At 71.3% G+C, this 25,575-nt stretch carries 22 protein-coding genes and 4 pseudogenes; 17 read left to right on the top strand and 9 right to left on the bottom strand.

The window, feature by feature from the left end; all coding sequences use genetic code 11:
• The first annotated feature begins 83 nt into the window (after positions 1-83).
• The 9 genes from A949_RS39355 to A949_RS0128185 all read left to right on the top strand — a co-directional run bounded on the left by A949_RS39355 (position 84) and on the right by A949_RS0128185 (position 10,208).
• Positions 84-1,085, top strand: coding sequence for an MvdC/MvdD family ATP grasp protein (locus A949_RS39355; protein ID WP_063826285.1), 1,002 nt, complete (start codon positions 84-86; stop codon positions 1,083-1,085).
• Positions 1,078-1,578: an RpiB/LacA/LacB family sugar-phosphate isomerase gene (locus A949_RS0128225; RefSeq protein ID WP_019359411.1), complete on the top strand. Its 501-nt coding sequence runs from the start codon at positions 1,078-1,080 to the stop codon at positions 1,576-1,578. Before A949_RS39355 ends, A949_RS0128225 begins: the two co-directional genes overlap by 8 nt.
• Entirely contained in the window at positions 1,578-2,786 is a 1,209-nt protein-coding gene (locus A949_RS0128220) for a DegT/DnrJ/EryC1/StrS family aminotransferase (protein ID WP_026005109.1), read from the top strand. The genes A949_RS0128225 and A949_RS0128220 overlap by 1 nt, the downstream gene beginning before the upstream one ends.
• A 13-nt stretch (positions 2,787-2,799) precedes the next feature.
• Positions 2,800-4,602, top strand: coding sequence for a B12-binding domain-containing radical SAM protein (locus A949_RS0128215; RefSeq protein ID WP_019359409.1), 1,803 nt, complete (start codon positions 2,800-2,802; stop codon positions 4,600-4,602).
• A complete protein-coding gene (locus A949_RS0128210) occupies positions 4,599-5,417 on the top strand; it encodes a nucleoside phosphorylase (RefSeq protein WP_019359408.1) in 819 nt (272 codons plus the stop codon). Before A949_RS0128215 ends, A949_RS0128210 begins: the two co-directional genes overlap by 4 nt.
• A 125-nt stretch (positions 5,418-5,542) precedes the next feature.
• Positions 5,543-6,373, top strand: coding sequence for a glycosyltransferase family 2 protein (locus tag A949_RS0128205; RefSeq protein ID WP_051019670.1), 831 nt, complete (start codon positions 5,543-5,545; stop codon positions 6,371-6,373).
• A 457-nt stretch (positions 6,374-6,830) separates the two neighbouring features.
• Positions 6,831-7,349 (top strand): helix-turn-helix transcriptional regulator, encoded by a 519-nt coding sequence (locus A949_RS39350; protein ID WP_337463734.1) that lies wholly within the window; start codon positions 6,831-6,833, stop codon positions 7,347-7,349.
• A 222-nt stretch (positions 7,350-7,571) separates the two neighbouring features.
• Positions 7,572-8,732, top strand: a complete 1,161-nt coding sequence (locus A949_RS0128195) for a tyrosine-type recombinase/integrase (RefSeq protein WP_019359406.1) — start codon at positions 7,572-7,574, stop codon at positions 8,730-8,732.
• A 600-nt stretch (positions 8,733-9,332) separates the two neighbouring features.
• Positions 9,333-10,208 carry a universal stress protein gene (locus A949_RS0128185; protein WP_019359404.1) on the top strand — a complete coding sequence of 292 codons (876 nt, stop codon included), beginning with the start codon at positions 9,333-9,335 and terminating at the stop codon, positions 10,206-10,208.
• Positions 10,209-10,239: 31 nt separating this feature from the next.
• On the opposite strand, the pseudogene A949_RS39345 reads toward A949_RS0128185, so the two are convergent.
• Positions 10,240-10,446: pseudogene (locus A949_RS39345) on the bottom strand (DNA-binding response regulator); the annotation flags it as partial.
• Between the two features lie 79 nt (positions 10,447-10,525).
• Between A949_RS39345 and A949_RS0128180 the strand changes: the two are divergent.
• On the top strand, positions 10,526-11,452 hold the full coding sequence (locus A949_RS0128180; RefSeq protein WP_237735930.1) for a class I SAM-dependent methyltransferase: 927 nt from the start codon (positions 10,526-10,528) through the stop codon (positions 11,450-11,452).
• Here A949_RS0128180 and istB read toward each other — a convergent pair.
• The 7 genes and pseudogenes from istB to A949_RS0128145 all read right to left on the bottom strand — a co-directional run bounded on the left by istB (position 11,453) and on the right by A949_RS0128145 (position 17,630).
• Positions 11,453-12,248: pseudogene (gene istB / locus A949_RS34885) on the bottom strand (IS21-like element helper ATPase IstB).
• Positions 12,245-13,882: pseudogene (istA, locus tag A949_RS34880) on the bottom strand (IS21 family transposase). The pseudogenes istB and istA overlap by 4 nt, the downstream one beginning before the upstream one ends.
• Before the next feature lie 155 nt (positions 13,883-14,037).
• A pseudogene (locus tag A949_RS0128165) lies at positions 14,038-14,280 on the bottom strand (response regulator); the annotation flags it as partial.
• A gap of 239 nt (positions 14,281-14,519) precedes the next feature.
• Positions 14,520-15,149, bottom strand: a complete 630-nt coding sequence (locus A949_RS0128160) for a hypothetical protein (RefSeq protein WP_019359401.1) — start codon at positions 15,147-15,149, stop codon at positions 14,520-14,522.
• A gap of 296 nt (positions 15,150-15,445) precedes the next feature.
• Positions 15,446-16,102 (bottom strand): hypothetical protein, encoded by a 657-nt coding sequence (locus tag A949_RS0128155; RefSeq protein WP_019359400.1) that lies wholly within the window; start codon positions 16,100-16,102, stop codon positions 15,446-15,448.
• 182 nt (positions 16,103-16,284) lie between these two features.
• The gene (locus A949_RS0128150) at positions 16,285-17,148 is read right to left on the bottom strand and encodes an isocitrate lyase/PEP mutase family protein (protein ID WP_019359399.1); all 864 of its coding nucleotides are present in this window, start codon (positions 17,146-17,148) and stop codon (positions 16,285-16,287) included.
• Positions 17,149-17,219: 71 nt separating this feature from the next.
• Positions 17,220-17,630 carry a nitroreductase/quinone reductase family protein gene (locus A949_RS0128145; protein WP_019359398.1) on the bottom strand — a complete coding sequence of 137 codons (411 nt, stop codon included), beginning with the start codon at positions 17,628-17,630 and terminating at the stop codon, positions 17,220-17,222.
• Positions 17,631-18,046: 416 nt separating this feature from the next.
• Here A949_RS0128145 and A949_RS36875 point away from each other — a divergent pair, with 416 nt between their 5' ends.
• From A949_RS36875 to A949_RS0128130, 3 genes are all read left to right on the top strand, one after another.
• Complete coding sequence (locus tag A949_RS36875) at positions 18,047-18,199, top strand: hypothetical protein (RefSeq protein ID WP_019359397.1); 153 nt, start codon at positions 18,047-18,049, stop codon at positions 18,197-18,199.
• 217 nt (positions 18,200-18,416) lie between these two features.
• Positions 18,417-19,805 carry a radical SAM protein gene (locus A949_RS0128135; RefSeq protein WP_019359396.1) on the top strand — a complete coding sequence of 463 codons (1,389 nt, stop codon included), beginning with the start codon at positions 18,417-18,419 and terminating at the stop codon, positions 19,803-19,805.
• Between the two features lie 128 nt (positions 19,806-19,933).
• Positions 19,934-20,545, top strand: coding sequence for a dihydrofolate reductase family protein (locus A949_RS0128130; RefSeq protein ID WP_019359395.1), 612 nt, complete (start codon positions 19,934-19,936; stop codon positions 20,543-20,545).
• Positions 20,546-20,595: 50 nt separating this feature from the next.
• Here the strand turns inward: A949_RS0128130 and A949_RS0128125 are convergent, their stop codons facing one another.
• On the bottom strand, positions 20,596-21,105 hold the full coding sequence (locus A949_RS0128125) for a DinB family protein (protein ID WP_026005105.1): 510 nt from the start codon (positions 21,103-21,105) through the stop codon (positions 20,596-20,598).
• A gap of 270 nt (positions 21,106-21,375) precedes the next feature.
• Here A949_RS0128125 and A949_RS0128120 point away from each other — a divergent pair, with 270 nt between their 5' ends.
• The 4 genes from A949_RS0128120 to A949_RS0128105 all read left to right on the top strand — a co-directional run bounded on the left by A949_RS0128120 (position 21,376) and on the right by A949_RS0128105 (position 25,461).
• On the top strand, positions 21,376-23,139 hold the full coding sequence (locus A949_RS0128120; protein WP_019359393.1) for an FAD-binding oxidoreductase: 1,764 nt from the start codon (positions 21,376-21,378) through the stop codon (positions 23,137-23,139).
• Positions 23,140-23,259: 120 nt separating this feature from the next.
• Positions 23,260-24,048 (top strand): peroxide stress protein YaaA, encoded by a 789-nt coding sequence (yaaA, locus tag A949_RS0128115; protein ID WP_019359392.1) that lies wholly within the window; start codon positions 23,260-23,262, stop codon positions 24,046-24,048.
• 74 nt (positions 24,049-24,122) lie between these two features.
• Positions 24,123-24,824: a bifunctional 4-hydroxy-2-oxoglutarate aldolase/2-dehydro-3-deoxy-phosphogluconate aldolase gene (eda, locus tag A949_RS0128110; RefSeq protein ID WP_019359391.1), complete on the top strand. Its 702-nt coding sequence runs from the start codon at positions 24,123-24,125 to the stop codon at positions 24,822-24,824.
• Positions 24,825-24,909: 85 nt separating this feature from the next.
• Complete coding sequence (locus tag A949_RS0128105; RefSeq protein WP_019359390.1) at positions 24,910-25,461, top strand: hypothetical protein; 552 nt, start codon at positions 24,910-24,912, stop codon at positions 25,459-25,461.
• The last annotated feature ends 114 nt before the right edge of the window (positions 25,462-25,575 follow it).

Raw genomic sequence — 25,575 nt, 5'->3', positions numbered from 1 at the left:
CGCTTGCCACTGAAGGCAGCACGCCCTGAGGTGGTGGGCTCGACCGCGAGCCCACCACCCGCCCCAGACTGATAGGAGCCCCCATGTCTGTCCCCGGAGCTGTGGTCGTCCTGACGTCTGCTGACGACCTGGCCGCCGACAAGGTGATCCTGGAGCTCGGGAAACTCGGCACCCCGGTGCTGCGTTTCGACCCTGCCCGCCAGCCGGTCACTCTGGCGGCCGGCCACGGCCCTGCCGGGTGGCACGGCACGCTGAGCACCGGCGCACATCACGTGTGCCTTGAGGACATCGGCGCCGTGTGGTGGTGGCACCCCTCACCCCTGACCCACACCAGCCTGCGCCCCCGCGACATCCGTGACTGGGCGCAGCGCGAGACCGTTGCCGGGCTCACCGGCGTACTGCACGCGCTGCCGTGCCTGCACCTCAACCACCCCGAACGCGTCACAGCGGCCCAGAACAAGGCCGGCGTGCTGGCGCGAGCCGCCGAGTGCGGCCTGCGCGTGCCTGCCACGTGGATCGGCAACAGCTACCCCAGCGCGGCACGGTTCGCCTCCGGTTCCCCCGGCGAGCTGGTTGGGAAAGCCCTGGCGAGCCCTCAGATCAGCTTGCCGGACGGCAGCGCGCGCACCTTCTTCACCACCTCGCTGCCGCCGGACGGGCTCGACGAGACGGTCGAGAGCGCGGTCCACCAGTTCCAGCGCCGTATCGACAAGGTGTACGAGGTGCGACTGACAGTCATCGGGTCCAGCATGTTCCCGGTCCGCATCGACACCCACAGCGCCCGCGCGCGCGGGGATTTCCGCGCCGACTACGAGTCGCTGTCGTACTCGGTCATCCCCCTACCGGCCGAGGTGAGGCAAGGGATCGCCGACCTCATGGACTCCTACGGCCTTGCGTATGCGACCGTCGACCTGCTGGTCGACGGCGATGGCACCTGGTGGCTGGTGGACCTCAACCCGGCAGGCCGCTGGTCCTGGCTCGAAACCGCACTCCCCGACCTGGGCGTCACCACCGCTTTGGCGAGGCTCCTGGGTGGGACCCTCTCTCCGCTGCGAAACGACCGAGCGGTCGAAGCCCGTGGGTGACACCGAGTACGGGGCACTGCGCGTAGCAATCGGCTCCGACCGCGCCGGCGATACCTACAAGTCCGTCTTGACGGGCGATCTGCACGCTCACCGCCTGGTGGGCGGTGTCATCGAGGGCAGCCCCGGCCAGCAGTCTGCGGCCACCTACCCGGAGGTCGCTTTCGCGGCTGCTCAGCTCGTCGCGTGCGGGGAGGCGGACCGCGCGCTGCTGGTGTGCCACACGGGACTGGGCATGGCCGTGGCCGCGAACAAGGTGCCGGGCGTCCGCGCCGTCACCGCCCACGACTCACTCTCCGTCCAGGCCGCGGTCCTCTCGAACAACGCACAGGTGCTGGCGCTGGGACAGGGCGTCATCGGGCTCCAGCTCGCCCGCCGCCTTGTCGCGGAGTGGCTGACCTACCGGTTCGACAGCACCTCCTCGGCTGCCAAGAAAGTCGAGGCGATCACGGCACTGGAACGTCGTGCCAGCCACTACATGCAAGGGAGAGGCTGATGCCCACCGATCCCTCCACAGTTCCCCGCTCTCTCCATGCTCTGCGGTGGCCCGTGGAACCCGCGCAAGGCGGCTGGTACACGGAAGCCGAGCACGAAGCGCTGCGCCGGGTCCTCGCGGAGTCTGCGAATTGGCGCACCGGATGGAGAGCCACGTCCTACAGCGACCCGTTCGAGGCGGCCTTCGCCACGTACACCGGAGCACGGCATGCCGTGGCATTCAACTCGGGCGGCACCGCCCTGGAGATGGTGCTGCACCACCTGAGGCTCGCGCCCGGGGACGAGGTGATCTCCTGTGCGCTCAACTTCGTCGGGCCGCACCTCGCGGTCATCAGCCAGGGCGGTCGCCTGATCCTGGCCGAGCCCGAACCGGTCACGCTCAACCTCGACCCCGCCGATGCGGAGCGGGTGATCACGCCCCGCACCCGGGTCATTCTGGTCACTCACTGGAACGGAGCATGTGCCGACCTGCGGCCTTTCCTGGACCTCGCCGAACGTCATCCCCACCCGGTACACGGGCCGCCGGTGGTGATCGTGGACGCCGCGCGCGCGTGCGGTGGCCGGGCTCCCTCGGGCGTGCGGGTGGGGTCGGAGGGCTGGGCGACCGTCTTCTCCTTCGAGTCGAAGAAGCTGATGACCACCCTGGGCCAAGGCGGCATGGTCACCACCAACGACCCGGCCCTGGGCGAGCAGCTGCGATGGCTGCGCACCTATGGCGGCCGGGAGCGCTGGGGCACCAACCAGATGATGAGCAAGGCCCAAGCGGCGGTCGGGCTTGTGCAGCTTGCCCGGTTGGATCAGATGAACGACGCCCGTGTCACCCGGGCACACGAGCGATCCCGCCGCCTGGCCGGCACCGCGGAGCTTTCGCTGCCCCCCGCCGTGGGCGAACGGCGGCATCTGTACTACCGGCACAACCTCTTGGTCCCCGAGCCCTGGGCCGGGGCCGGCCGCGATGAGCTGATGGAGCTGTTGGCCGCCCGGTATGGCGTCGGCAGCATCGTCAACGATCCGCCCACCTACTTGGGCCACCGCCTGATCCGTGACCACACCCGCGGGCAGCGCTGCCCGCGCGCCGAGCAGCTCGCTGCCCGCCTGCTGTGCCCCTGCATGCACCCGCGCATGCGACCCCCAGAGGAGGCGGCGGTCTGCGACGCCATCGAGCAGTCCACCGCCCACATCGCCCGCACGTACGCCACCACCGACTGAGGGAGCAACGGCCATGTCCCAGCAGACCGAAGAGATCGACGGCATCCGCGCCCGCGAGATGCAGCTCACCCCGCCCTACCCGCACACCGACCCGGCCGGGTTACTGCGCATGGTGTTCGTCATGCCGTTCGGACACCCCTACAGCCTCATGTGCAACGGCCCGATGAGCCTGTACGACCTGATCAACAGGAGCGAGGACATCCCGGCCCTCGCCGAACGGGCCATCCAGTACGACTGCCTGGTCCGGGACGGCAACCAGCTCGTCATCCCGGATGGCGAGCCGTACCGCAGCATCGAATCCCCCCTCCCGGTGAGCGAGGCCGACGTCCTGGGCCTGTCGGTGATCAACAGCGGAGACCTGCACAGTGTCTTCCGCCTTCTGGACCTGGCCGGCGTCCCCAGGCGAGCGGCCGACCGGCTGCCCGGCGTCCATCCGCTCGTCGTCGGCGGCAACAGCGGACTGGCCGACCCCGAGCCGATGGCCGACTACCTCGACGTGGTCGCCCTCGGCGAAGCCGAACGCTCCCTGCCCGAGCTGCTGCGCATCCTGCACGCCTACCGCGCCCAGCCCAGCGCAGCCCACGCCCCGCTGTACGAACAGATCGTCGGCGTGCCGGGCCTGTACGTGCCGTCGTTGTACGCCCCCGACTTCCTCCCTGGCGGCGGTGTACGCCACGTCCAGCCCAAGGCCCCGACGGCTCCGGAGGCCGTGCACGCCCAGTACCTGGAGGTGGGCGACCTCCACCCGGCGCACTTCACCTACCCCCTCACCGACGGGACAGCCGCCGGCCTCCACCCCGTGGTCGGATGCCGCCACTCCTGCGGCTTCTGCAACCTGGGCGTCCCGCCCTTCCGGCAGGCCCCGCTGGACATGCTCACCCGCTACGTCGACCGCCTGGAGGACCTTCAGGTCGAGAAGGTCATCATCAGCGCGCCGACGTTCACCCAGTACCGCCACCGGCAGGAACTCCTCGAACACATCCACGCCTACGCGCAGCGGGCCGCTGCCGACGGACGCAAGGTCACCACCATCATCGGGTCAGTCCGCGCGGACGAACTCAGCGCCCACTACCTGGACTCCGTCACCGAACTGGGCGACTTCGGGCACCTGTTCACCGAGCTGAACCTGTCCCAGGCCCGCGGCATCATCACTATCGCACCGGAATGGGCCGCCGGCGACCTGGTCGCCCTCTACGGAAAGACGCAGACACGCGAACGCGTGAACAAGGCGATCGACCTGTGTCGGGCCAGCAAAGACGTCAACACGATCATGCTGTATTTCATCGTCGGAGCGCCCGGCGAGCGCTCCGCAGACCGGCTGGCCATCGCCGACTACGCCCGCGACGTACGCGAGCGGCTGGGCCACACGGACGGCAGCGTCATCGTCAAACTGCACCAATTCATGCCCAAACCGGGCACGCTCAGTCAGCGGCTGCGCATGGCCGACCCGGACCTCGTCGAGGACTACGCCGAGCAGATCGCCGACAGGCTGCGCACGCTCGTCGGAGAGGAGCAGTACACGCAGCACTACCGGGTCGTGCCCGGAGACACCAGTCGCATGCACCTCGAAGTCGTCTGCTCCCGCGGGGACCGCCGTATCGGACACGTCCTGGAAGACCTCTACACGGCCGGCACCGATCTGCGCACCCTGACCAAGGACAAGCTCGTGGAAGCACTGGACAAACGCGGCCTGGACTACAACCGGCACCTGCGGCACATGGACGAACCGGTTTTGCCCTGGCACACCAGCAACCACGTCAACCGCGACGCCGAACAGCAGTTCACCGACGCGATCCTGTCCAGGGAGGGACGGTGAGACAGCCGACGTTCCCCCTCTTCCCCGACAAGCACACCCACTCAGCCGCCCCCGACCCGGCCGAACACGCCGCCTGGGTGCGCAGCATCCACGGCCACGGGGCGAGCCTCGGCGGACTCGACGGGGTGGCGATGGTCTACCAACCGCGCCTCCTCCAGCACGCACTCCACCGCTACCGCCCGCGCGTGCTGGAAGGCTGGGTCCGCGGGCAGCTGCTGATCGTCCAACACGACGGCCGCACTCTCGGCATCTGCGGAGGGTTCGGCATCGGCGCACCGGCCGCCGTACTGGTCCTCGAACAGCTCGTTGCCCTAGCCATCACCCGCGTGATCACGGTCGGCACCGCGGCCACTCTCCAGCCGGACATGGTCCCCGGCGACACCGCGGTCTGTAACGCCGCCCTGCGCGACGAAGGCGTCTCCCACCACTACCTGCCCCCCGGACGCAGCGCCATCCCCTCATCCGACCTGACGCAGCACCTGGTAGCCGCCCTGCGCGCCGCAGGAGTCCCCTTCCGGCTCGGAGACGGGTGGAGCACCGATGCGCCCTACCGCGAAACCGTCCCAGAGATCACCCGCTACCGCACCGACGGCATCCTGACCGCTGACATGGAAGCTGCCGGCGTGTTCGCCGCCGCCGCTCACCGAGCCATCGACGCAGCCGCTGCCTTCGCCATAGCCGACTCCCTCCTCGACCGGCGGCCCCGGCAGACCCAGCCCCTCACCTTCACCAGTCTGTGCGCCCTCCTGTCCGCCGCCTTGGACGCCCTGAGTGCCAGCGTTCGAGCGTCGGCAGGCGCACACCACGCGCATTAAGGTGTCCTCCAGTCGTAACCCGCCGTTCATGAGGCCGGGGGCGCGGCCCGCCGGTCTCACCCCCATCCGCGCGCAAAGGACCAGCCCACGTGAGTCTCCCCGCCATCGGCGCCGTCGTGCTGACGATGAACGACCGGCCCATCGAGTTCCCCCGGGCGATGGCCTCCCTCCTGGCGCAGGAGGACGTCGAACTCGACATCGTCGTCGTGGGCAACGGCTGCACCCCCGAACACGTACCAGAGGGAGCACGGACCGTCTCCCTGCAGGAGAACGTGGGCATCCCCGAGGGCCGAAACGTCGGCGCCAACGCGGTCAAAGGCGACTACCTGTTCTTCTTCGACAACGACGCCCACCTGCCAGAGCCCCACGCCCTCCGGACCCTGGTCGACGCGCTCGCAGCCGACCCCGGCCTGGCGTACATCCAGCCCCGCATCGCGGACCCGGATACCGGGACCACCCTGCGCCGCTGGGTCCCCCGCCTGCGCGCCGCCGATCCAACCCGCCCCGGCACCGTCACGGTCATGGCCGAGGGCGTCGTCATGGTGCGCCGCACCGCCTACGACAACGCCGGTGGTTGGCCCGGCCACTTCTTCCTTTTCCACGAGGGCGTGGACCTGGCCTGGCGGCTGTGGAACCAGGGCTACACCGGCCGCTACATGCCCGACGTCGTCGTCCACCACCCCGCCACCGACCCGGCCCGCCACGCCACCTTCTACCGGCTCAACGCCCGCAACCGGGTTTGGCTCGCCCGACGCAACCTCCCTATCGCCTTGGTCCCGCTCAACCTGTCAGCCTGGCTGCTGCTGAACCTGTGGCGCCTTCGCGGCATGTCCGCTCTACGGGCCTCCCTGACAGGTTTTGTAGAGGGCCTGCGAGGAGGCCACGGGACACGCTCCCGAATGAGCTGGCACACCGTCGCCCGCCTGGCTCGCGCAGGCCGCCCACCGATTCTCTGACCACGTGCCGCCTCGCAGACCAAGGCGGGCTCTCTTGCCCCACGACGTGGCAGCCGAGCCGGACGCTGGAAGCGGGCCGCCGACCGGTCGCGGGGTACACCTCAACGACCACACCACCGGGCAGCGAGGCAGAGTAGTGAACGGGCCCGGACCCCGTGCTCTTTCCTCGACGAAGACCAGACCCATGGCGCTGTAGAACTCATGGGTTTCTTCGATACGGTCGGCATAGAGGAACAGGAGCCCGATGTGGACGGTCGTCATGCTGGTTAACAAGACACATGGCGCCCGCTACACGAGCGGCCGACTAACGTCTCGGAAGCCCCCTCAGCCCGAGGTTTCTCTGAACTGAGCCCGCGTGCGGTCGCACAACCTGCAGCCGAACACGCGGCGCTGTTCGATGAGATCAGCCAGGGGTGGTGCTGAATTCTAGAGACGGTCTTGGTCCGAAGACCCCGCCATGCTGGGAAGCGCCTGGTGTGTTCTCCACAGCGATCCAAATGACAGCCCAGCTTCCCCTCAGCAACCACCTGGCCGCAAGCAACCACCTGCCCACATGCGCATGCTTCACCCTGGCCAGCGGAAGCCACGCCGGGCATTCGCAATCGCTGGGAAGACAGACCTCAGTTACCACAAAACCTCGGCACCACCAAGTCGTCTTTCCCGTGGACACTCCCCTTACACCGACAGCGAGACGGGAGTCCACGTGTCCGAGTACCAACCGCACCTGCCACCACCGTCTTTTCTCACACTGCCGAAAGCTGCCCAGTATCTCGGCATCTCGGCCAACACCCTTTACGTGTGGAGGCACCGCAGGCAGGGTCCGCCTAGCTTCCGCATGGGTCGTCGAGTGATGTACCGCATATCCGCTCTGGAAGAGTGGGTGGCCGCGCAGGAGTCTGCGGACTCCCGGTCCAATCCCTCCCGTAGCCCGTTCAGCAGGCCACCACAGCGTCGAACTGCTCGCTGGAAGCGGTAACGCCTGAAGGGGGAAGATCACGAAACTTACCGCCCGCGTCGGGATTCGAACGTGATGGGCGAGGCGTTACAAGCATCAGTCGTGCAACCAACGCGAGTGACCCAAGGAGCAAGAACACCATTGCCTGGTTACATAGAAGACAGGTGGCTAAAGAAACGTCCGAACAAGGAAACCGGGAAACGCGAACGCACCACGCTTTGGGGAAAATGCACTCGGTACCGCGTGAAGGGAATCCCCGAGGTTCGGGACCGGTCGTTCGATACGGTCGCGGACGCCAAAGCTTGGCTTGCCGAGGCCCAAACCGACTCGCGACGTAGCGACTTCGTGGACGCACGCGACGGCGCGATCATCCTCAGCGAGTACGTCGAGAAGCACTGGTGGCCCTCCCAAGTTCACCCAGCACAGACGCTGGAGAGCATGCAGTACCGCATCTGGGGGCACTTGCTACCGCGCCTGGGCAATCTCGCCCTACGGGACATTGGCGTCGCTGAGCTCCGTCGCTGGTCTGCTGACATCCAGCGTGAGGTCGGAGCGGGTACCGCGCACCTGGCCTGGGTCTATTTGAAGGCCATCCTCGAAGCCGCCGTCGAGGACAAGCGGCTGTACCGCAACCCCTGCAAGGGCAGCCGCTCGATCAAGCCACCTAAGAGGCCGGAGAGGAAGGCGCGGGCGTGGCATCGGGACCGTGTCGAACGCGTGAGGGGACATCTGCCCGAGCGGTATCAGGTCACGGTCGACCTCGGCGTGGGGTCAGGACTGAGGCAAGGGGAGGCATTCGCGCTCAGCACGGACGACGTGCATGAGGACTTCGCCCACATCGAGAGGCAGGTCATCAGGTACAAGTCGCAGCTCTACTTCGGCCCGCCCAAGGGAGGCAAGGAGCGGGACGTGCCGCTCCCTCCGTCTCTGGCCAAGCGCATCATCAGCCACCAGGAGCGCTTCCCTCCGGTCAACGTCACCCTGCCTTGGCTCGATCCGGAAGAACCGGACGTTCCCCGATCTCAGCGACGCTTGGTAACGGTCCCGCTGCTCGTCTACACCACCCGACGGTCGGTGATCAACCGGTCGGTGTGGAACACGAAAACGTGGAAGCCGGCGCTCGCTGCCGCAGGCGTCATCTCACCCCTCGCTGTACCGGCGGAGGGTGAGAAGCCGTCCAGGGTCTGGGAGCCCAGCCGTGAGCACGGCTTCCATGTACTTCGTCACACGTACGCCTCCATCATGCTGGAAGCTGGCGAGTCGATCGTCTCGCTCGCGAAGTGGCTCGGTCATTCCGACCCGGCCTTCACTCTCCGCACCTACACACACTTCATGCCGCAGGCCGGCGCGCGGGGCATGAAGTCGCTGCAGTCCTGGCTCTCGAACGCACCGGTAAGTCCCTGAACGAGGAAAAGTCCCTCACAAGTCCCAGAGCGTTGGGCGGCCCGGCCCGTCGGCCCTGAAACGCAGGTCACAGCCTTACTCTGCCAGCAGCGGGCCAGAACCCGGCGTACAGGCCGACTCGTCCGCCCCCTTCCGGCACTCTGCCGGGCAGGGCTCGCCATGACCGGCTCCTGCGTCGCCACCGGCATCCACCGGGCCCGGCTGAAGCTCGCCGTCCCGTTCCCGCTGGACCTCGACCTCCACGCGCTGGTGCCCTGACGTCCGGCCCACCATGCTCGTCCCGGTCTGCGCGCACCGCTCGCGACGCGCCCGGTCCCGGCCCCTCACGCGGCCGAACTGCCGAGCGGCTCCTCCTTCCGAGGCGAACCGGTGGCCACGTGGCCCGGGCCGGGCACCGCCTGACCGGGCCGGCCGCCTCGCTCTCCGGGCCCGGTCGGCCGGGCGGACAGGGCCGGTCGGCCCTCCCGGCGCACACCCGTGCGAGCGGATGCTGAAGCCGTGGGACGACATCGCGCCCCACACGACACACCACGAGCGTCACGACACATCGGCCCCACGGCCCGGAGGGTGACCGTGCGGCCGAGGACAGGCGGGAAGAGCATGACGGACACGGTGATCACGGCCGGGGTCGACGGCTCCACCGAGAGCATGGCCGCGGTGGACTGGGCGGCCGACGAGGCCGTACTCCACGGCACGCCCCTGCGACTGGTGCACGCCTGGCTCTGGCAGCCCCTGAACGTGCCGGTCGAGCAGGAGCGGGAGACCGAGGAGCGGGCCGCGAACGCCATCCTGCGCGAGGCCCGGGACCGAGTGGCCCGGCGGCACCCGGACCTGCCGTGCACGGCGACGATCCTCCCCGACAAGGCGGTTCCGGCGCTGCTGCACGAGGCCCGGCGGGCCCGGAGCCTGGTACTGGGCACCCGGGGGCACGGGCGGCTGCTGGGCTTCCTCCTGGGATCGTGCGGGCAGCAGGTGGTCGCGGCGGCCGAATGCCCCGTGGTCTCGGTCCGCCCCACGGATGCGGAAGTGCGCCCGGCCGACGACGCCGAGGTGGTGGTCGGACAGCAGGGCACCCCGCAGGAGAGCGCCGACGTCCTGGAGTTCGCGTTCCGGGCAGCCGCTGCCCGGCACACCACCCTGCGGGCGGTACGGGCCTGGAACCTGCCGCCGGTCCAGACGTACGCGCTGACCGGGCTGGGGGCGATGGCGGAAGCCGACGGCCCCGTCCCCTACGAGAAGAAGGCGCTGAGCGAGGCCCTCGCACCCTGGCGGGACCGCTATCCGCAGGTCCCGGTGGTCGAGCACGTCGAACTGGCCGGCGGCGGGCCCGCACTGCTGTCGGCGTCCGAAGGTGCGCGGCTGGTGGTCGTCGGGCGCCGGGTGCGGCATTCGCACTTCGGTACCCACGTCGGTTCGGTCGCCCAGGCGGTGCTGCACCACGCGCGCTGTCCGGTGGCCGTCGTCCCGCACGCCTGACCCCGTCCGACCGCGTCGGCGCCGGCCGAATCCGTCTTCTCGGCGAGGTGGAGGCGGCGGCCGACGGGTCCAGCAGGGACTGCCCCGAGGCCACCGTCCGCACGGCGGACACCAGGTCCGTACCGGTGATCTGCTTCAGCGCGTAGCCCGACGCGCCGGCCAGGATGGCGTCCAGCAGCGCCTCCTCGTCGTCGAACGAGGTCAGCATCGGACAGGCCGACTCAGGCATCCGGGAACGTGGCTTCGTTGATGTCTCTGGACAGCACTTGTTGATGGGTTTGGGCGGCACTTCCCGATCTTGAAACGCTGAGATGTCGATGAGTTTTGACGGCGCCTCGAGCTGGCAGACGGTGGCTGTGTCGGCTCCGCCACGGTCCGGTCCGGTTTCAGCCGGTAGCGATCTGTTCGTCGCGGCGCTGTCGCCGGAGCCCGCGCTTGTTCAGGGTGGACCCATGACTGTGGGATTCAGTGGCGACGTTGCCGAGTTCTACGCGAAGTTCCGGCGTGGCTATCCGTCTCAAACTCTCGACGCGCTGCAGACGGCCTTCTCACTGACCGCGGACGACATCGTGCTCGACCTCGGGTGCGGAACTGGCCAGCTGGCCATCCCGCTCGCCTCGCGGGTCGGCTCAGTCATCGGCATGGATCCGGAGCCGGACATGCTTCGGCTTGCCAGGGACACAGCCGCGAGCTGCGATGTGCGCAATGCGACATGGGTCCTCGGTGCCGATAGTGACGTCCCTGTGCTCGGCGAGCTGATGGGCCAGCGGTCGCTGGCGATGGCGGTCATGGGACAGGCACTCCACTGGATGGACCATCAGGAGCTCTTCCGTGCGCTGTCTCCGCTAATCCGTTCTGGAGGAGGCATCGCCGTGATCGCCAACGGGACGCCACTGTGGCTGCAGGACGCCGAGTGGTCACGAGTGCTACGGATCTGCTTGGAAGACTATTTCGGCACGAAGCTGAAGGCGTCCTGCGGCACCGGCGCATCCGACCGGGACCGTTATGCGCAGGCACTGGAGGCCGCCGGCTTCGAGGCTGTGCACGAGAGCGTGATCACATATAGCGATGAGCTGAGCTTTGACCAGCTCATCGGCGGGGTCTACTCGGCGATCCCCGCCGATGAGCTGCCCGGGCCGGGCGCTCGGCCGGCGTTCGCGGAGCGGATCCGTCAGTCGCTTCCGCCGGACGAGTACTTCACGGAGGAGGTCACGGTCTCCGTGCTTGTGGGCCGGATGAGGTAGTCAACCGACGTTGGCCTCCGATGTTCGTGCTCGGGTGGTGGCGCGGCGGTAAGAGTCGGTGCCGGTTTCGATGATGGTGCCGGTTGAAGGTGAGGCGGTCGACGATGGCCGCGCAGAGTCGGGGGTCGGTGAAGGTCTTGGTCCAGCCGCCGAAGGACCCGTTGGAGGCGATGGCGACGCTGTTCTTCTCCTCGCGTTCGGTCAGGACCTGGAAGAGGAGTTCGGCTCCATGGCGGTCGAGTTCCATGTAGCCGAGTTCGTCGATGCAGAGCAGGTCGACGCGGCCGTAGCGGGCGATGGTCTTGTTCAGCTGCTTCTCGTCGGCGGCCTCGACCAGCTCGTTCACCAGTTTCGTGGCGAGCGTGTAGCGCACCCGGTAGCCCTTCATCGCGGCCTCGGTGCCCAGCGCGATGAGCATGTGGGACTTGCCGGTGCCGGAGTCGCCGATAAGGCAGAGCGGCTGGCCTTTCTTGATCCAGTCGCAGCTGGCCAAGGTGTGGACGGTGGCCGGGTCGATGTTGGGATTGGCATCGAAGTCGAACGCTCGCAGGGACTTCTCCCTGGGGAAGTTCGCAGCCTTGATCCGCCGTTCCGAGCGGCGGCGGTCCCGGTCGTCGCACTCGGCCATCAGGAGTTCGGCGAGGAAGCCGCGGTAGGTCATCTGGTCCTTGACCGCCTGGTCGGCGATCTCGGAGAACACGCCGCGGATCGAGGGAAGCCGAAGCATGCGGCAGGCGGTGTCGATGGCGGCGTCGGCGGCCTGCTCGGTCAAGCCTCGCTGGCGGAGCAGGGTCACTGGGCTTCTCCCTCACGATGGTCACCGCCGCTGGTGCGGCGATGGTGAAGCAGCTGGTCGTAGGCGGTCACCGAGGGCAGGGGCCGCGTGTCCGGGGGGAAGATGCGCCAGGCGCCACTCGTACAACGAGGTCACGGTCGCTGCCGGCTTGCCCGTGCGGGGGTGCACCTGGGGTGTCGTCGCGGGTTCGTTCTCGGCTTGGGCGGCTTTGCGGGCTTCCAGTGCGACGGCATCGGCGGTCAGTGCGCCGCCCCGCAGCGCGGCGGCCAGGCCTGCGACGATGTGTTCGTGGGGCAGGTGGCGGCCCAGCAGCAGCACCTCGATCAGTGCTCGGGTGCCATCCCGCTGGCCGTGGACCTTGCGGGCCTGGGACCACCAGGCGTCGTGGACCGGGATGAACTTTCCCGCTGAGCGGGCTTGCTCCAGCGCGGTCGCACCGGGGAACGCACCCGGTTTGCGGACCAGGGCTTCGAGAAAGTGGTCCAACTCGAGGCGGCAGCCGCCTTTGGCGATGAGCCGCTCATGTCGGGCCACTTCGACGTTCTGGTCATAGACGACCAGGTGAGAGGCGTGAAGGACCACGCGTACTCGTCGGCCGATCAGGCGGACCGGGACCGAGTAGCGGTTGGCCATACCGGGATCTGGCTGTAGCGGTCGACCCGCGGCATGAAGATCCGGCCCGTCTCGAAGGGCTCCTCGGGCAGCGGCATCAGCAACGGCCGCTCCTCCGCGAAATACTCGCCCACGGTCTTGGGCCGGGAGCCGATGCGGCGGGCGTCGTCCTGCCGGTCCCACTGCTCGACCAGCTCGTTCAACTCGGCCAGCGAGCCGACCTCCGGGACGGGGACGAAGTGGTTGCGGCGGAAGTAACCGATCTGCCCCTCGACCCCGCCCTTCTGGTGGGCGCCCTCGATGCCGGGCCGGCAGTAGAAGCTCTCGATGCCGAAGTGCGACTTGAAGGCGATCCAGCGGTCCGACTCCACCCGGGCCCGCTTCAGCCCCAGCACCTGTGCGACAGCCCCCTCGAGGTTGTCGTGGCGCACCTTGCTGCGGGGGACGCCGCCCAGCGTCCGTAGCGCGTGCACGTACCTTTCGAAGAACGCTTCCTGACCGCAGGAGGCGAACACCCGGTGGACGGCCTTGCCCGAATACGACAGCCGGAGCGAGAAGAGGTAGCAGATGACCAGCTCGCCGGCCAGCCGCACCGTCACCTCGCCGAAGTCGACCTCGGCCTCCATGCCCGGCGGGTGCGTCTGCGGAATGAACGCCTCCAGCGGCGCCTTCCCCGACTCCACGAGGATCTGCGGCTTCCGGACAGCGACGGAGCGTCGGACCATGCCGTAGGAGACCTCCGCGGCATGCTCCTCGATCAGCCGGTGGAAGATCCGGGTGACCGTGTGCCGCTGCTTGCGCGGAGCGTCCAGATCCGCCCGCAAGATCGCGTCGATCACCGGCTTGAACGGGTCCAGGGCGGCCTCCCGGGGCGGCAGCTTCTTCCGCGGCTCCGGCCAGGCCGAGTCCAACGCCTTCCGCACCGTCCGCCACGTCACACCGTGCGCGCGCTCCAGCTGTCGCATCGACATGCCGCCACGGTGGTCACGCCGGATCGCCGCATACGGCTCGACCTTCGACATCGGCGGCATGACCAGGACCTTTCACCAGGAACAACCCGATGCTGCCGTGGCAAGCACCCAGGTGCCTCCCAAACTCGTGAACATCACCCGACCGTGGACCAGGGCGCCTCCCAAATCCGTCAACAACCGACTTCACAACTCGCGAACAAAGCCAGGGAACGAAGCTCCCGGCAGACGGTCACCCCGTCGCCGTCCGGCAGTCGCACGTCCAGCACCGCGACATCGGGGCGCAGCGCGGGGATTCGGGTCAGCGCATGCTCGGCGGTGCCGGCCTCGCCGACCACCGTCAGGTCGGATTCGGTGTCCAGCAGGTCGTGCACCCCTCGGCGTACCACCTCGTGGTCGTCGAGCAGGAAGACCCTGACCGGCTTCCGCGTCGTGGCGGCGGCGTCCGTCATCCAGCAGCTCCGGCTGTCCCGGCTCGCCCGCTCCCCGCGGACACGCGAGGGCTTCCTCGCCAGGAAGCGCCGCGCCGGGGCGGATCGGCCAGGGCCGAACGGCCCCGTCCGGCACGCCCATCCGCGGGCGCGGGCCGCGGCAGAGCCCCGACGCCGCGGCGGGCGCGGCGGAACGCCGAAGGGGCGGCCGTGGCCGGCCGCCCCTGGTACACGTCCGCGTCGTGCTCCCTCTCGGCGGATCAGCGCAGCCAGCGGTTCCGGCGCACCACCGGCTGCCGCTCCCACCAGCGCCCCAGACCCCAGGTACGCCCCGCGCAGGCCACCGCGAGAACCGTCAGGAGGGCCGCGTAGAGCACGTGGTAGTCCACCAGCGGGTTGGTGGACATGCTCGGCGCCCCGTCGGAGAGATGGCGCGCGGGCGGCCACTCCGCGGCCCACATCAGCGCCATCATCAGCGTTCCGGCGACCGCGGTGGCCCGGAGCGCCACCCCGCTCGCCAGCGCGACGCCGATGCCCAGCAGACCCAGCATGAACAGCCAGTCCGCCCACGCGGCTCCGGCCCAGGAGTGGCAGACCTCCTCCAGCGGACCGGCGGAGACACCGCTGAGGAAGCCCCGGGTCGGTGAGCCCCCGTCGATCCAGCCCTTGCCGGACGGGGTCGCGTAGCCCCAGCCGAAGGTCTTGTCGCCGAAGGCCCACAGGAAGGTGAGAGCCGTCAGCAGCCGAGCGGTGGCCGCGGTACGGGCCAGAGCCGCGGATCCGGCTGCCGCCTGCCGGGCCGCCGCGGAGGTGCCGGGGTCCGGGACGGGGGCGGAGCCGTTCGTCAGGTCCCGGTCGGTGCGAGGTCCCGGTCGCTGGTGCAGTGCCATGGCGGGTTCCCTTCCACGAGGAGGCGCACTGTGCGTGTCCATGACCACCTTGTCGGCCGTTGCCCCACGCGGCGCCGGGCGAACGGGGCACGGACGCGGCGCCGACGGTCCCTCCGGTCGGGGACCATCGGTCCCCACAGGGACGCCGGGCGAACGGCACCACGACCACCGGCGCGCCGCAGCCGTGCTCCGCGGCAAACGCGGCGCCCCGTATGCCGCGGAGCAGGTGCGGGACCGGGCCCTTGCCGGGCCGAGGCCGGACGAGGGGGCGGAGCCGGACAGGTCGCCAGGGGCGGTCAGGCGCTGATCGTGCGCAGGAAGTGGTCGGCGTCCTCGGGCTCGCCGAGGCGGCCGACCTGGATCCAGGATCCGTCGGCGAAGCGGATCCTGAACGTGGCGAATCCGCGCGGCTGGCCCGCCTCGCCTTCGAGCCGGGCCTCCCCGAGCGGAAACTCCGCGACGGGCACGAAGTCCCCGGCCTTCATGGGTGACAGCCTGCGGCGCGGAGAGGCGGCCACGCAGATGCGGTCGTGCGCCAGCACGACCAGTCGCCGGGGGTTGGGCGAGTGGCCGTACCAGCGCAGCAGAAGTCGGCCGGCGGTCAGGTTCCAGTCGCCGTCGAAGACGCCGGCGGCTGGATCGTCCACCCGGTCGTCCGCGGCGCCGCGGTCCCGGGTGGAGCGTCGGGGGCCCGCGCTCCCCGTTCCCGGTGCGCGGTCGCCCTTCCTGCCGAGCTTGTCGATCAGCATCATCGGCACGACGACGAAGAAGAACACGACGGCGCCGACGTACAGCAGCCAGTGGTGCCCCGGCTTCAGCCGGCCTCTGCCTGCGGCGCGGTGCACGTCCTTCGGCGGTACCGGGAGGGACGTGTGGAGCTCGCACCAGACCAGCGCCACGGGCTGCTCGCCGAGTATCGCCCGCGCCCGTCGCTGCACCTTGCGCTTCGCCATGCCCGACATCGTAGACAGGGCCGCCGGTGGCCCCCACGCCTGCCCGGGGAGGGCCGGCTCCGGGGGCCGGGCACGCGGCAGCCCGCGTGCCCGGCCGTGTTCGGCTGCCCTCAAATCCCCTGGCCCCGGGGGCATTCCGTTCCTGGTGGTGCTCAGGCCGCCGAGCGTCCGGACGGCCGGGGTCACTCCCCCGGCCCGGCCGGAGCAGCGGGTGTCATGAGTGCGTTGGCCTCGGCGTAGGGGATGGCGTCCGCGCCGAAGGTGAAGGTGCCCCGTTCCTGGATCTCCCGGGCCGCGCGGACGACGGCGCCCAGCGCGGCCCGGGACAGCGCGGAGCCCACGCTGATCCGGCGCACGCCCAGCGCACCGAGTTCGCGCACGCTCAGCCGCAGGGCGGGCGATCCCATCAGGACGTTCACCGGGCGGCCGACGGAGGAGCAGACCGCGCGGATCGCGTCGGCGTCCGGCAGTGCGGGTGCGTAGAGCACATCGGCGCCCGCCTCCTCGTACGCCTGGAGGCGGCGGATGGTGTCGGGCAGGTCGGGCCGTCCCTGGAAGAAGTTCTCGGCGCGGGCGGTGACGGTGAAGGGGAAGTCGAGTTCCCGGGCGGCGGCCACGGCTGCGGCGACCCGCTCGGCCGCCTCTCCCAGAGGGCGGACGGGGTCCTCGTCCCGGCCGGTGGAATCCTCGACGGAGCCCCCGACCAGACCGGCAGCGGCGGCGCGCCGGATCGTCTCCGCGACGTCGTCGGGCGTTTCGCCGAAGCCGCTCTCCAGGTCGGCGGAGACCGGCAGCGGCGTGGCCTCGGCGACGGTCCTGGCGTTGTCGAGGAGGACGTCCCGGGTGACACGGCTGTCCGGCAGTCCGCGGGCGTGCGCCAGGCCCGCGCCGGTGGTGGCCAGTGCCGCGAAGCCGAGCCCGCTGAGGACCCGCGCGGTCCCGGCGTCCCACGGGTTGGGCATCACGAAGGGGTCGGGACCCTCGTGCAGCGCCCGGAAGGTGACGGCACGTCGGTTCTGGTCCGGGACGGCCACGGGCTGCTGCATGGTGGGCCCTCTCCACGGTGCGCCGGTTCGCTCTGTGCACTGCTCCGGGACGCGGCCCGGGTGCGGCCGGATCACTCGGCGTCGAGGTCGATGCGGACGGTCAGCAGATCGGTGCCCACCGCGCGGACCACGGCGCTGTTCAGCCGCGGCAGCGCGGCGAGGCGGGCGTACGGGTCGTCGTCGGCGAGCAGCCGGGCCGTCCCGGTGTACCAGCGGCCGGAGACCCTCACCCGCACCCGCGGGTCGGCGCGGATGTTGCGCACGTACTGCGCCCGGTCGCCGTGTTCGGACACCAGCCAGAACCGCCGCCCCTCGCGGCGCCCGCCGACCGGTGTGCGGCGTGGGACACCGCTGCTGCGGCCCGTGGTCTCCAGCAGGGTCTGACCCGGCATCCGGCGGGAGAGCGGATTGACCACGTGGCGCTGAAGCGCCGTGACGGCCCGGAACTTCGCCGCGCTCCCCTTGCCCCCGGCTCCCGCCATGCGCGTTCCTTCCTTCGTCCGTCGAGCGGCCCCGCCGCGCTGTCGGCGGGGCCTTCCGTCCACACGCAGCCAGCATGATGGTTACGGATGTCCAGGAGTCTGCCACCGGCCACTGACAACGGCTCCGGAACGGCGCTCCGGGCCGTGCACGGCCGGTCGCAGGATCCCTGCGAGACCGCACCCCGGCCCGGCGGCGGGCGAGCTCCCGCTGGGCGAGGGGCACCGCGTCGGCCCGGGGGCAGGGCAGGCCACCGGCCGAGGCGTGCGGCGGCGGCAGGGGCGCTTCCCCGAGGCCCGGGCGGCTGTCCCGGGGGCGGGCCGCCGGCACGGGTGCGGGCCGTTGGCCAAAGTTGCACTCTGGAGTTATGACCCCTCCGATCGTCGTACACCCTCCGTCGCAGACCGGTGGACGGAAAGTGACCGCACACACCGAGAGCCTCGGCTTCGCACACCGGCCCGAGGACGTCGTCGAGTTCCTGCGCCGCGCCGGCCTCGACCCCGCCGAGATCCAGCTCGAAGATCCCAACCTGATCGAGTGGCGCGGCGGCGGCCCCGACGTATGGCGGTGACCCTCCGCGCCGCGGGACCGGGCGCGCTCCGCGCGGCGTGAGCCCGCGCGCACCCGCGCCGCGGGCCGTGTGCCGCCCGCCGGGCGCGGGGCCGGGCGTACGGAACAAGAGGCAGGTGTGCGGCCGATTCGGGCACCGGAGTACCGTCGGGTACGCCCCCGGGCCGCGAAGTGAGGAGCTTGATCACACCATGCCGCCAACGCCGACTCCCCTGCCGATGCCGTCGCACGTGCCGTCCGGACGGGGCAAGCAGGGCCAGCAGGTCCCACCGGAGCAAGGCAACCGCACCGCTCTGGTCGAGGACCTCATGGAGCGCTTTCCGCATATCCCGCGGGAGGCCGTGCTGAAGGAGGACCTGCTGCGCGGCGGGATGGCCTTCGACGACTCGGCGCTCAGCGACACCGCCGACAAGGCGACGGGCGAGGTCAAGCCGAAGTCCTACTTCATCTTCTCCTTCGACCACCGCACCCTGCCCGAGCTGGGCGAGGCCGCGCTGCGGCGGCCGCCGGAGGAGATCGTGCTGACCGGAGGTCCCTACGACCTGAGCCGCACCGTGGTCTCCGTACGGGTGAACCCGAGCTCGCCCTACCGGGTGCGGGCCGGCGAGGACGGCGCGCTCGGCCTCTACCTGGACGGGCGGCGGATCGCGGATGTCGGCCTGCCGCCGATGCCGGACTACTACCGGCACACGCTCGCCAACGGCAAGTCCGTGATGGAGGTGGCGCCCACCATCCAGTGGGGCTACCTGATCTATCTGACGGTCTTCCGGGTGTGCCAGTACTTCGGCGCCAAGGAGGAGTGCCAGTACTGCGACATCAACCACAACTGGCGCCAGCACAAGGCCGCCGGCCGCCCGTACACCGGGGTCAAGCCGGTCGAGGAGGTGCTGGAGGCGCTGCAGATCATCTCGGACCACGACACGCTCGGCGCCTCGCACGCCTACACCCTCACCGGCGGCTCCATCACCTCGCAGGTCCAGGGCAAGGACGAGGCGGACTTCTACGGGCAGTACGCGCAGGCCATCGAGGAGCGCTTCCCGGGCCGCTGGACGGGCAAGGTCGTGGCGCAGGCGCTGCCCAAGGACGACGTCAAGCGGTTCCACGACCACGGCATCCGCATCTACCACCCCAACTTCGAGGTGTGGGACAAGCGGCTGTTCGAGCTGTACTGCCCCGGCAAGGAGCGCTACGTCGGCCGCGAGGAGTGGCACCGCCGCGTGCTCGACTCGGCGGACGTCTTCGGGGCCCGGAACGTGATCCCGAACTTCGTCGCCGGGGTGGAGATGGCCGAGCCGTACGGGTTCGGCACGGTGGACGACGCCATCGCCTCCACCACCGAGGGCCTGGACTTCTTCATGTCGCACGGCATCACCCCGCGCTTCACCACCTGGTGCCCGGAGCCGACGACCCCGCTGGGCAAGTCGAATCCGCAGGGCGCCCCGCTGGAATACCACATCCGGCTGCTGGACGCCTACCGCTCCGCGATGCAGCGGCACGGGCTCTCCTCACCTCCCGGTTACGGTCCGGCGGGCGCGGGCCGCGCGGTCTTCTCCGTCAGCTCGTTCATGGACACCCTGCCGGCCGAGGAGGGCGCGCCGGTGGTGTGAGACGGACCGCCCGTCACCGATGATTTCCGCCGAGGGCCCCGGTCCCTCCTCCAGCAGGAGAGACCGGGGCCCTCGGTGCGCGCGGACCGGAGGCACCGGTACGCGGGAAGAACTCGGAGGCGAGGACCATGGCCAAGCTGACACTGACCACGATGCTGTCGCTCGACGGTGTGATGCAGGGGCCCGGCGGTCCCGGGGAGGACCCGCGCGACGGGTTCGACCTCGGCGGCTGGGTGGTGCCCTACGCGGACGAGGGGATGAGCGAGGTCGTCGGCGACTGGTTCGCCCGTGCGGGCGCCTTCCTGCTGGGGCGGCGCACCTACGAGATCTTCGCGGCGTACTGGCCGCAGGTCGGCGACGAGGAGGACCCGGTGATCGCCCGCCGGCTGAACTCGCTGCCCAAGTACGTCGCCTCGACCACGCTGCGGAACCCCGAGTGGCAGGGCAGCACGGTGCTCGGGGGCGACGTGCCGGAGGCCGTGCGGGAGCTCAAGCGGCAGCCGGGCGGCGATCTGCAGATCCACGGCAGCGGCGTGCTGGCCCGGTCGCTGATGGCGCACGGCCTGATCGACGAGTACCGGCTGCTGGTCTTCCCGGTGGTGCTGGGCAGGGGCCGACGGCTCTTCGCGGAGGGCGGCGTGCCCGCGGCGCTCGCGCTGGAGACCGCCGAGGCGCTGCCCTCCGGCGTCACGATGCAGACCTACACCCCGGCGGGGCGGCCGGCGTTCGGATCGTTCTGAGCGCCGCCGGCCGGCCGCCCGCCGTCCGGCGGGGCGGGTCCGGACCCGGTTCAGCGGCCGGTGGCGCCGTCGGTCTGCTCGCGGAGGATGTCGGCGTGGCCCGCGTGCCGCGCCGTCTCCTCGATCATGTGCACGAGGATCCAGCGCATCGTCGGCGGCGGGGTCTCGCGCAGGGAGCGCGCCCCGGGCCGGTCGAGGTCGTCGCAGTCGGCGATGACCGCGTCCGACGCGCTGATCGCCTCCTGGTAGGCGGCGATCAGCGACTCACCGGTCTCGCCCGGCTCGGGCGGCGCGTCGTCGTCGAGGAGTTCGCCCTGCCCGGCGTACGCATGGCCGAACCAGTTGCGCTCCACCAGGGTCAGATGCCGCACCAGGCGCAGCAGGCTGGTTCCGGAGGGCACGCCCGGGGCGAGGCCGACCTCGTCGGTGAGTCCGGCGGCCTTGGCGATCACCGCCTCGCGCAGATACCGCAGGAACGCCAGCAGGGTTTCCTTCTCGCCACCCGCCACGGCAGGGGGCCTTACATCGCCACGCGCGGAAAAGCCGGTCACATCAGTCATGCCGCCGACTGTAACCAGAATTGGCTGGCGGGGGTGCGGTGGTACTGGTTGGCTTCCGGGGTGACCGCCACCCGCACCCCGCCGCCGTACGGCGCGGCCGGTCGTCCCCGGTGGCCCCGCTCACCCGCCCGCGGGGCGGAAGGTAACGGGCCGCCGGTGCGGGCCACGGGTACCGGACGGAACCGCGTCACCCGCCGGTCCGTCCCTTCCCACGGGGGAGTGGATCTTCGTCGAGGAGCGGTGGGACGAGCGGAGCAAGAGGCGGCGCACATGCCGGGAACGGCGGCGGAGGCGGGGCGCGGACTGCCGCGGGACGACGAAGCGGCGCGGAGCGCGGCGGGAAGCGCGACAGCGGCCAGGGGGACGCGGATGACGGAGTGCGAAACGGGCCCGGGGAACGGGACGGACACAGCGGACGCGGGAAGCGCGGGGGACACAGGGGACGCAGGGGACACCGCGGATTCAGGGGACGCGGGGAGGACCGCGGACCCGGCCGGTGGGACGAACCCGGCGAGCGCGGCCGGCCCGGCCGACACGGCGAACGCCGGGGCCGCCGCGAGCACGGCGAGCACGGCGAGCGCCGGGGCCGCGGACACCAGGGGCGCGGCGTGGAGGGCGCTCGGCAGCGGGCTGGACGGAACGTTGCTGCGCCCCGGCGACCGGGACTTCACCGCGGCCCGCAAGCTGTTCAACCCGCGGTTCGACGCGGTGCGCCCGGCCGCGGTGGCGTACTGCGCGGGGCCCGGCGACATCGCCGAGTGCCTGGCGTTCGCGCGGCGCAACCGGATACCGGTGTCGGTACGCAGCGGGGGCCACTCGTCCGCGGGCTGGTCCAGCGGCAACGGCCGGCTGATCATCGACGTGCAGCGGCTCGCCGGGGTGCACGCCTCCGGACGCCGGGCCACGGTGGGCGCCGGGGCCAAACTGATCGACGTCCACGCCGGTCTGGCGGCGCACAAGCGGACGATACCGGCCGGGTCGGGGCCGACCGTGGGGATCGCCGGGCTGGCACTGGGCGGCGGGATCGGCGCCGTCGCCCGCGCCTACGGGCTGACCTGCGACAGCCTCACCGGGGCCAGGATCGTCACGGCCGACGGCGCGCTGCGCGAGGTGTCCGCGGACGGCGGGGCCGACGACGCCGAGCTGTTCTGGGCGCTGCGCGGCGCGGGGAACGGCAACTTCGGCGTCGTCACCGCGCTGGACTTCCGCACCCATGTGGCGCCCGGCTGCCAGACGTTCTTCCTCTCCTGGCCCTGGTCGCGGGCGGCGGCCGTGGTGCGCGAGTGGCAGCGGTGGGCGCCGGTGGCGCCGGAGGAGATCTGGTCGCATCTGCGGCTGTCGGCGCCGGCGGGCGGGCGGCCGGGCAGTGTGCGGCTGGGCGGGCTGTCGCTGGGGGCGCGGCGCGAGGTGGAGACGCAACTGGACCGGCTGGCGGGGCGGATCGGCACGACCGCCGACCTGTCGCTGCGCAGGCACGGCTACCTGGACGCGCTGAAGGTGCTGGGCGGCGTCTCGGGCTGGACCCTCGCCCAGGCGCACCAGCGCGGCACCCTGCCCGGCCGCACCAAGCGGGGCAGGGTGGCCCGCGAGTCGTACGCCGCTCGCTCCGACTTCTACACCCGCCCGTTGCCGCTCGCCGGGATACGGGCGCTGCTCGACCGGGTGGAGCGGGTCGCCGAACTGCGCGGCGGCGGCGCCGGGAGCGTCGTCCTCGACGCGCTGGGCGGAGCCGTCAACCGGCCCCGCCCGGACGCGACGGCGTTCGTGCACCGCAGTGCCCGCTTCCTGGCGCAGTACGCCGTCGCCTGGCCGGACGGCTCCGGCGCCGAGGCGGTGGCGGGGCACCGCGGCTGGCTGGACGCCACCCACGCCGCGATGCGGCCGTGGGCCAGCGGGTTCGCCTACCAGAACTGCCCCGACCCGGCGCTGCGCGACTGGCGGCGGGCCTACTACGGTGCCAACGCCGAGCGGCTGGCCAGGGTCAAGGCCGTGTACGACCCGGACCGGGTCTTCTCGTTCCCGCACGCCGTGTGAGGGACCAGCGGCGGTGTTCCGCGCCGGGGCCCGTACGCTGGGGTCCCCTCCGGCGGCCGGAGGGATCGCACCACCGGCGTCGCAGGCGGGCGCCGCACCGAGGAACCGAGGAGAAGTGCCGTGCTCGTGCTGCTGCCCCCGTCCGAGGGGAAGGCCGAGGGCTCGCGGGGGCGCCCGCTGGACCTGGACTCGCTCTCCCTTCCGGGGCTGAACCCGGCGCGGGAGACGGTGCTGGAGGAACTGGTGGCGCTCTGCCGGGCCGACGAGGAGAAGGCGCGCGGGGTACTGGGGATCGGCGAGGGGCTGCGCGGCGAGGTCGCCAAGAACGCCCGGCTGCGGACCGCGCCGACCCGTCCCGCCGGGGAGATCTACACCGGGGTGCTCTACGACGCGCTGGGACTGGCCGGCCTGAGCACGGCGGCCAAGCGGCGGGCCGCGCGCTCGCTGCTGGTCTTCTCCGCGCTGTGGGGTGCCGTCGGGGTCACCGACCGGATCCCCTCCTACCGGTTGTCCGCGGGTGTGAAGCTGCCGGGCACGGGTGCGCTGGGCGCCTTCTGGCGCGGCCCGGCGGAGTCGGTGCTGCCCGAGGCGGCGGGCGGCGGGCTGGTGCTGGATCTGCGCTCGTCGGCGTACGCGGGCATGTGGAAGCCCAAGGGCGAACTGGCGCGCCGCACGGCGACCGTGCGGGTCCTGCAGTCCCGGCTGGTGGACGGGGTGGAGAAGCGGTCGGTCGTCAGCCACTTCAACAAGGCGACCAAGGGCCGCATCGTGCGGGCGCTGCTGGAGTCCGGTGCGGCGCCGAAGACCCCCGCGGCGCTGGCCGGAGCGCTGCGCGAGCTGGGCTACACCGTGGAGGGCGACGAGGGTCCGGACGCGCGGGCGCTGGATGTGGTCGTCACCGAGCTCTGATCCGCCGGATCAGACTGGTTGCACATGCCGCAACGCCCGTTGCGAAGGATGCTGCCCGCGGGCACGATACGGGCATGACTTCCGCGCCCTCCCTGCTCGACCTCGCCCCCGTCCTCCCGGTCGTCGTGCTGGAGGACGCGGCGGACGCCGTCCCGCTGGCCCGGGCGCTGGTGGCCGGGGGGCTGCCCGCGATCGAGATCACGCTGCGGACCGGCGCCGCGCCGGAGGCGATCCGGGCCGTCGCGGACGCCGTACCCGAGGCGGTCGTCGGCGCGGGCACGGTACTGGGTCCGCGGGACGTGGAGACCGCGGTGGCGGCAGGCGCGCGCTTCCTGGTCAGCCCCGGCTGGACCGACGCGCTGCTGGAGGCCATGCGGGCCTCCGGAGTGCCCTTCCTGCCCGGCGTCTCGACCGCCTCCGAGGCGATGGCCCTGCTGGAGCGCGGCGTGACGGAGATGAAGTTCTTCCCCGCGCGCGCGGCGGGCGGCACCGGCTATCTGAAGTCCCTGGCCTCCCCGCTGCCGCGGGCCCGCTTCTGCCCCACCGGCGGCATCACCGCCGACGACGCGGCCGACTATCTGGCGCTGCCCAACGTCGGCTGCGTCGGGGGCACCTGGATGCTGCCCGCCGACGCGCTCGCGGCCGGGGACTGGGAGCGGGTACGCGGGCTGGCCGCCGAGGCGGCGGCGACGGCGGAGCGCTGCTCTACGCCGTCGGCGCCTTCGATCTCACAGGGACCCCATGGGCACGAAGGTACGGCACACCCGGGAGTTTGAGAGGACGATACGTCTCGACTCGCTCATGTGCCTCTTCCCCGGCCTCCCCGCACGGGGTCGCCACCGGCGCCGGTAGGTTGCCCGCATGGCGACTGACAGCGCGTCCGGCGGCGACGGGGCGACATGCCCCGGCTGCGGCGGCGGCGACACCCGGCCCGTGTCCGAGGCACGCACCGGAAAGGGCGCGCTCCGGAAGGAGTTGGGCACCCGGCTGGCCAAAGGGCCGGAGAAGACCGGCGACGGCTGTATGCACTTCCTGGAGGGCATGGTGCTCACCGGAATGGGTGCGGCGCTCGCCTGGACGGGCATGGACCAGGACAAACCGCTCCAGCTCGGCGGCGGCATCCTGCTGGCCGCCGTGTGCTTCGCCGGCACCATCGTCGTGGTGCGCGGCGACCGGCAGGAACAGGACGCGGAGTCGGCCGGTGCGGCGCGGGCCGACGCGCTGTGGGCGCCCGCCCGCTACTGCTACGGCTGCGAATCCGTCTTCTGCCCCGGCGGGGAACCCTGGCCCGGTGTGCTGACGCCGGAGGAGTTCCGCACCCACGTGTGGACGGAGGCCGGCTACGCGGACCAACTGCCCCGGCACGCACCCCGCGGCGGGGCACGCGGCGGCCGGCACCGGGGCACCGGCTAGCGCACGGCCGCGCGGGCACCCCGGGGTGCCGCGTCGCGCCCTGCCGGTCCCCGCCGCTCCCCGTCGCGCCCCGCTGTCCCCCGCCGCTTCTCGCCGTACCCGGTTACCCGCGCA

It is taken from the genome of Streptomyces sp. AA1529 (genome assembly GCF_000280905.1).
Classification (GTDB): Bacteria; Actinomycetota; Actinomycetes; order Streptomycetales; family Streptomycetaceae; genus Streptomyces.
Note: the sequence above shows the minus strand (reverse complement) of the source record. Positions and strands in the feature narration are given on the sequence as shown.

Coding starts and splice junctions, on each gene's coding strand:
- A949_RS39355 (WP_063826285.1), top strand. CDS start 84: ATGTCTGTCCCCGGAGCTGTGGTCGTCCTGACGTCTGCTGACGACCTG.
- A949_RS0128220 (WP_026005109.1), top strand. CDS start 1,578: ATGCCCACCGATCCCTCCACAGTTCCCCGCTCTCTCCATGCTCTGCGG.
- A949_RS0128215 (WP_019359409.1), top strand. CDS start 2,800: ATGTCCCAGCAGACCGAAGAGATCGACGGCATCCGCGCCCGCGAGATG.
- A949_RS0128205 (WP_051019670.1), top strand. CDS start 5,543: ATGAACGACCGGCCCATCGAGTTCCCCCGGGCGATGGCCTCCCTCCTG.
- A949_RS39350 (WP_337463734.1), top strand. CDS start 6,831: ATGCTGGGAAGCGCCTGGTGTGTTCTCCACAGCGATCCAAATGACAGC.
- A949_RS0128185 (WP_019359404.1), top strand. CDS start 9,333: ATGACGGACACGGTGATCACGGCCGGGGTCGACGGCTCCACCGAGAGC.
- A949_RS0128180 (WP_237735930.1), top strand. CDS start 10,526: ATGAGTTTTGACGGCGCCTCGAGCTGGCAGACGGTGGCTGTGTCGGCT.
- A949_RS0128160 (WP_019359401.1), bottom strand. CDS start 15,149: ATGGCACTGCACCAGCGACCGGGACCTCGCACCGACCGGGACCTGACG.
- A949_RS0128155 (WP_019359400.1), bottom strand. CDS start 16,102: ATGGCGAAGCGCAAGGTGCAGCGACGGGCGCGGGCGATACTCGGCGAG.
- A949_RS0128150 (WP_019359399.1), bottom strand. CDS start 17,148: ATGCAGCAGCCCGTGGCCGTCCCGGACCAGAACCGACGTGCCGTCACC.
- A949_RS0128145 (WP_019359398.1), bottom strand. CDS start 17,630: ATGGCGGGAGCCGGGGGCAAGGGGAGCGCGGCGAAGTTCCGGGCCGTC.
- A949_RS0128135 (WP_019359396.1), top strand. CDS start 18,417: ATGCCGTCGCACGTGCCGTCCGGACGGGGCAAGCAGGGCCAGCAGGTC.
- A949_RS0128130 (WP_019359395.1), top strand. CDS start 19,934: ATGGCCAAGCTGACACTGACCACGATGCTGTCGCTCGACGGTGTGATG.
- A949_RS0128125 (WP_026005105.1), bottom strand. CDS start 21,105: ATGACTGATGTGACCGGCTTTTCCGCGCGTGGCGATGTAAGGCCCCCT.
- A949_RS0128120 (WP_019359393.1), top strand. CDS start 21,376: ATGCCGGGAACGGCGGCGGAGGCGGGGCGCGGACTGCCGCGGGACGAC.
- eda (WP_019359391.1), top strand. CDS start 24,123: ATGACTTCCGCGCCCTCCCTGCTCGACCTCGCCCCCGTCCTCCCGGTC.
- A949_RS0128105 (WP_019359390.1), top strand. CDS start 24,910: ATGGCGACTGACAGCGCGTCCGGCGGCGACGGGGCGACATGCCCCGGC.